This is a genomic window from Colwellia sp. E150_009 (assembly GCF_053543955.1).
The window spans coordinates 1-4,912 of the sequence record NZ_JBHFOM010000075.1; the positions used below are offsets into that span (position 1 = coordinate 1).

Annotated in this window: 5 protein-coding genes; all 5 read left to right on the top strand. The window is 37.0% G+C overall.

Annotated elements, in window-relative coordinates; all coding sequences use genetic code 11:
- A partial coding sequence (locus ACE1OF_RS19345; protein WP_448896508.1) for an acyl-CoA dehydrogenase family protein occupies positions 1–649 on the top strand: 649 nt, incomplete at its 5' end.
- Positions 650–667: 18 nt separating this feature from the next.
- Positions 668–1,456 carry an enoyl-CoA hydratase gene (locus tag ACE1OF_RS19350; protein ID WP_448896509.1) on the top strand — a complete coding sequence of 263 codons (789 nt, stop codon included), beginning with the start codon at positions 668–670 and terminating at the stop codon, positions 1,454–1,456.
- 59 nt (positions 1,457–1,515) lie between these two features.
- A complete protein-coding gene (locus ACE1OF_RS19355; RefSeq protein WP_448896510.1) occupies positions 1,516–2,655 on the top strand; it encodes an enoyl-CoA hydratase/isomerase family protein in 1,140 nt (379 codons plus the stop codon).
- 69 nt (positions 2,656–2,724) lie between these two features.
- Positions 2,725–3,612: a 3-hydroxyisobutyrate dehydrogenase gene (gene mmsB / locus ACE1OF_RS19360; protein WP_448896511.1), complete on the top strand. Its 888-nt coding sequence runs from the start codon at positions 2,725–2,727 to the stop codon at positions 3,610–3,612.
- Positions 3,613–3,650: 38 nt separating this feature from the next.
- Positions 3,651–4,412, top strand: coding sequence for an SDR family oxidoreductase (locus ACE1OF_RS19365; RefSeq protein ID WP_448896513.1), 762 nt, complete (start codon positions 3,651–3,653; stop codon positions 4,410–4,412).
- Positions 4,413–4,912 lie beyond the last annotated feature (500 nt).

Sequence of the window (4,912 nt, forward strand, 5' to 3'; positions counted from 1 at the left end):
CACAGGAGCAGCTGGGCCTAAAGGTATTTCAGCTATAGCAATACCTGCTGATTTAGACGGTGTTATTTATGGTAAAGCGGAAGAAAAATTAGGTTGGAATGCTCAACCTACACGTCAAATCACGTTTGATAATGTCAAAGTACCCGTTGAAAATTTATTAGGTAATGAAGGTGAAGGCTTTTCAATGGCAATGAAAGGCCTTGATGGCGGTCGTATTAATATTGCAACCTGCTCTATAGGTACGGCACAACAAGCATTAAATGTTGCCATGACTTATATGCAAGAACGTGAACAATTTGGAAAACCGATTGCAGCATTTCAAGGTTTACAATTTAAACTAGCAGATATGGCAACTGAATTAGTGGCCGCACGTCAGTTGGTTCGTTTAGCTGCTTATAAATTAGATAAAAATGATCCCGAAAAAACGGCTTATTGTGCTATGGCAAAACGTTTTGCTACTGATGTTGGTTTTCAAGTATGTGATGCTGCCTTGCAAATTCACGGTGGTTACGGCTACATCAAAGAATATCCATTAGAGCGTCATTTTAGAGATGTGCGTGTTCATCAAATTCTTGAAGGAACTAATGAGATTATGCGTGTCATTATAGCTCGCCGTTTATTAACAGAAGGGGCAGGACAACTGCTTTAATTGCTAAAAGGAAACAAAATGTCAGTGTATTCATCACAATTTTTATTGGTCGAAGTTATCGAACATACGGCCGTGGTAACTTTTAATAACCCGCCTGCTCATACCTGGACGCAACAAAGCTTAACTGATTTGCGTGACTTGGTCTTAACATTAAATGACGATCGAGATATTTATGCACTCGTGTTAACGGGAAGCGGAGACAAATTTTTCTCGGCAGGAGCAGATTTAAATGTTTTTGCAAGTGGCGACAAGAAAATAGCCAAAAACATGAGTGATATTTTTGGACAGGCTTTTGAAACATTATCTGACTTTCGTGGCGTATCTATCGCTGCCATTAACGGTTATGCCATGGGCGGTGGCTTAGAGGTCTCGTTAGCATGTGATATTCGTATTGCAGAAGAGCATGCTGTGATGGCACTACCAGAAGCAAGTGTTGGTTTATTACCTTGTGCTGGTGGCACTCAGAATTTAGCACTTTTGGTAGGTGAAGGTTGGACTAAACGTATGATTTTATGTGGAGAGCGAGTTGATGCACAACGTGCTTCACAAATAGGTTTAGTTGAAGAAATTGTTGCTAAAGGAGAAGGTAAAACAGCAGCAATTGCGTTAGCGGCAAAAGTTGCTAAACAAAGTCCAGTCGCCGTTTCAGCGTGTAAATCGCTTATACAGAAAAATAGAGTCATGCCTGTAGCCCAAGCATTACCTCAAGAACGACAAGCATTTGTTGATTTATTTGATTCTGCTGACCAAACAGAAGGCGTACAAGCATTCTTAGAGAAACGTCAGCCTGTTTGGAAAAATAAATAAGTTTATAAATCAGCTTATTAGCTTAAGTAAATGCTCGTGAAAGTAATTAGGATATTTAAATGACTCAAGTAGTAACTTTTCAAGAAATTAGTTGTGATAATGGCTATAAAATAGGTGTTGCAACATTAAATTCACCTCGTTCTTTAAACGCTTTAAGCGGTGAGATGATAGATTTACTTTATTCTCAATTAAAAGAATGGCAGCAACAACATGATATTGGGGCAATAATACTGCAAGGTGAAGGTGATAAAGCTTTTTGTGCAGGTGGCGATATTGTTAACCTTTACCAAGCGATGACAACAACAGCACAAGAAAAAAATACTGAGGGTTACTCTCACGAAATTGAAGAGTACTTTGCTAAAGAATATCAACTTGATTATTTAATTCATACCTTCGGTAAACCTTTCATTGTTTGGGGGAATGGGATTGTAATGGGAGGTGGTCTTGGCTTAGTGGTTGGTGGTAGTCACCGTGTTGTTACTGAAAATTCACGTCTGGCTATGCCAGAAATCAGTATAGGTTTATACCCAGATGTAGGTGGCAGTTATTTTTTGAACCGTATGCCTGATAATTGTGGTTTATTCTTGGGTCTTACCGGGGCATCTATTAATGCAGCTGATGCTAAATATTGTAATTTAGCTGATTACTTTGTAGTTAATGAAAGCAAACAAGCATTTATTGAACAGTTAATCCAACTAGATTGGCAAAAATCGATAGCAGAACACCATGAAAATATTTCTAAGTTATTAAGTGATTTTGAACAAGTTTCAAATAAACATTTACCTGAAAGCAAATTAAGTCAGCATGGATCGTTAATAAAACAAGTAACAAATTTTGATAACTTAAAAGATACTGTTAATTCAATTTTAACAGTTGAATGTGATGATAAATGGTTCATTCGAGCACAAAAATCTCTTAAGCATGGTAGCGCTCTAAGTGCTTCAATTACATATCAACAAATACAGTTAGGTAAATCTTTATCACTAGCTGATTGTTTTCGTATGGAATTAACTTTGTCGGTTAAATCAGGACAGTTTGGAGAGTTCTGTGAGGGTATTAGAGCGTTATTAATTGATAAAGACAATTCGCCTAAATGGCATTTTGACTCGATAGACTCTGTTGATAAAAAAGTTGTTGAGTGGTTTTTTGTCTCAAAATGGACAGAAGAAGAACATCCATTAGCTAATATAGACCATTAATTACTTAATAAAGGTACTTAAAAATTACGTTTAATAAAATTATTATTTAAAAATTATAAGGAAAGAACAATGGCAAATATCGCATTTATTGGTTTAGGTAATATGGGTGGCCCAATGGCCATTAATTTAGTGAAAGCAGGACATCAAGTATGTGTTTTTGATTTGTCTGAAACCGCAGTAGCACAAGTTGTTGAACAGGGTGCTAGCACAAAACCAAGTGCAGTAGAGTGTGTTAAAGATGCAGAATATATTATCTCAATGTTACCTGCAGGGAAACATGTTGATGGTGTGTATTTATCATCTGAAACTGGTTTGATTAATCACATTACTAAAGGCAGTGTGGTTATTGATTCTTCAACCATTGATGCTGCTACATCGCGTAAAGTTGCAGCAGCATTAGCTGTACAAGGAATTGGTTTTGTCGATGCACCTGTTTCTGGCGGTGTGGGTGGTGCAGTTGCTGGCACATTAAGCTTTATGGTTGGTGGCAGCGATGTTGAATTTAAACAAGTAGAGCCAATTTTGAATGCTATGGGGAAAAATATTTTTCACGCGGGTGATCATGGTGCAGGCCAAATTGCAAAAGCTTGTAATAATATGTTGTTGTCAGTATTAATGATTGGAACAAGCGAAGCATTACAACTAGGATTGGCTAATGGTTTAGATGCTAAAGTTTTATCAAACATTATGAGTAAAAGCTCAGGTAGTAACTGGACATTAGATGTTTATAACCCTTGTCCTGACGTAATGGCGAATGTGCCATCATCAAATGATTATCAAGGTGGGTTTATGGTAGATCTAATGGCCAAAGATCTTGGCCTAGCTATGGATACTGCTGTCAGTTGTCAGTCATCAACACCGATGGGAGCATTAGCTCGTAATTTATATGCTATGCATGCAGCATCTGGTAATGGTAGTAAAGATTTTTCCAGTATATTTAACTTATTCAATAAGTAAACCTTATTGAATGATGAGTACGACCAATAGAGGATATTATGAATTTAGAAAATAAGACTATTGTTATCACTGGTGGCGGTCAAGGGCTTGGTAGAACGATGGCTGTTAATTTTGCTAAAAGTGGCGCTAATATCGCGTTAGTTGATCTGAACGAAGAACTATTGAAAGAAACTGTTAAACTTGTTGAGCAAAGTGGCGCTAACGCTAAATACTATTTAGCTAATGTTAGTCATGAAGAAGAAGTGGAAAATACGTTCAAACAAATAAATAAAGATTTTAATGGTATTGATGGCTTAATTAATAATGCTGGAATATTACGTGATGGAATGTTTGTTAAAGCAAAAGATGGTGTTGTTAGTAAAAAAATGTCATTAGCACAATTTCAATCTGTGATTGATGTTAATTTAACGGGCGTGTTTTTATGTGGACGAGAAGCGGCTGTTCACATGATTGAATCAGGTAAACCAGGCGTTATTGTAAATATGTCATCAATTGCGCGTGGCGGAAACATAGGGCAAACTAATTATGCTGCGGCTAAAGCTGGTGTTGTTGCAATGACAACCACGTGGGCTAGAGAATTAGGACGTCACGGTATTCGTGTTGGCGCAATAGCGCCTGGAGTGATCCGCACTGCCATGACAGATGCAATGAAACCAGAAATGCGCGATAGGTTAGAAAAAATGAAACCTGTTGGTCGTCTAGGTGAAGCAGAAGAGATTGCGCATACCGCTAAATATATTTTTGAAAATGAGTTTTTTACTGGACGAGTTGTTGAAATAGACGGTGGCTTGGCAATGTAAATATAAATAGCATCGAATTTGACTGTTTTTTGATTTAATTGTTCACGGTTTGAACGCTTAAAGATGAGATATTAAAAAAACGAATAAAAGATGCTTTTTATGCTTGACCTATTAAAAGAAATCTATACAATGCGCTCCAGTTCCAAGGGGTTCAGGCAAAAAGCTTAACCAACTGGACGTTTTGATAAGTTATCTCGCTACTTATTTGAGTAGATAAGCTAACTTAACGTTTCAAAATGAAAACTTGGAAGTTTGAAAAAACTTTCAAATAAATTCAAAAAAACGTTGACATCAAAACTCGGAAGCGTATGATACGCATCCTGCTTCGGGGCTACAGCAACGAAGTCAAGGTTAATACCGAAGTAACGAACGAATGCGATTCTTACTTGCCTTCTTTAGAAGGTGTTCTTTAACAATTAGTTATCATGCAATTTGTGTGAATACTCACATTAACTTGTTTTTACATAGTCTGACTTTTTTCGGAAAGAACGACAAAAAAA

Excerpts from the sequence above, each read along its gene's own strand:
- ACE1OF_RS19350 (WP_448896509.1), top strand. The coding sequence starts at position 668 with ATGTCAGTGTATTCATCACAATTTTTATTGGTCGAAGTTATCGAACAT.
- ACE1OF_RS19355 (WP_448896510.1), top strand. The coding sequence starts at position 1,516 with ATGACTCAAGTAGTAACTTTTCAAGAAATTAGTTGTGATAATGGCTAT.
- mmsB (WP_448896511.1), top strand. The coding sequence starts at position 2,725 with ATGGCAAATATCGCATTTATTGGTTTAGGTAATATGGGTGGCCCAATG.
- ACE1OF_RS19365 (WP_448896513.1), top strand. The coding sequence starts at position 3,651 with ATGAATTTAGAAAATAAGACTATTGTTATCACTGGTGGCGGTCAAGGG.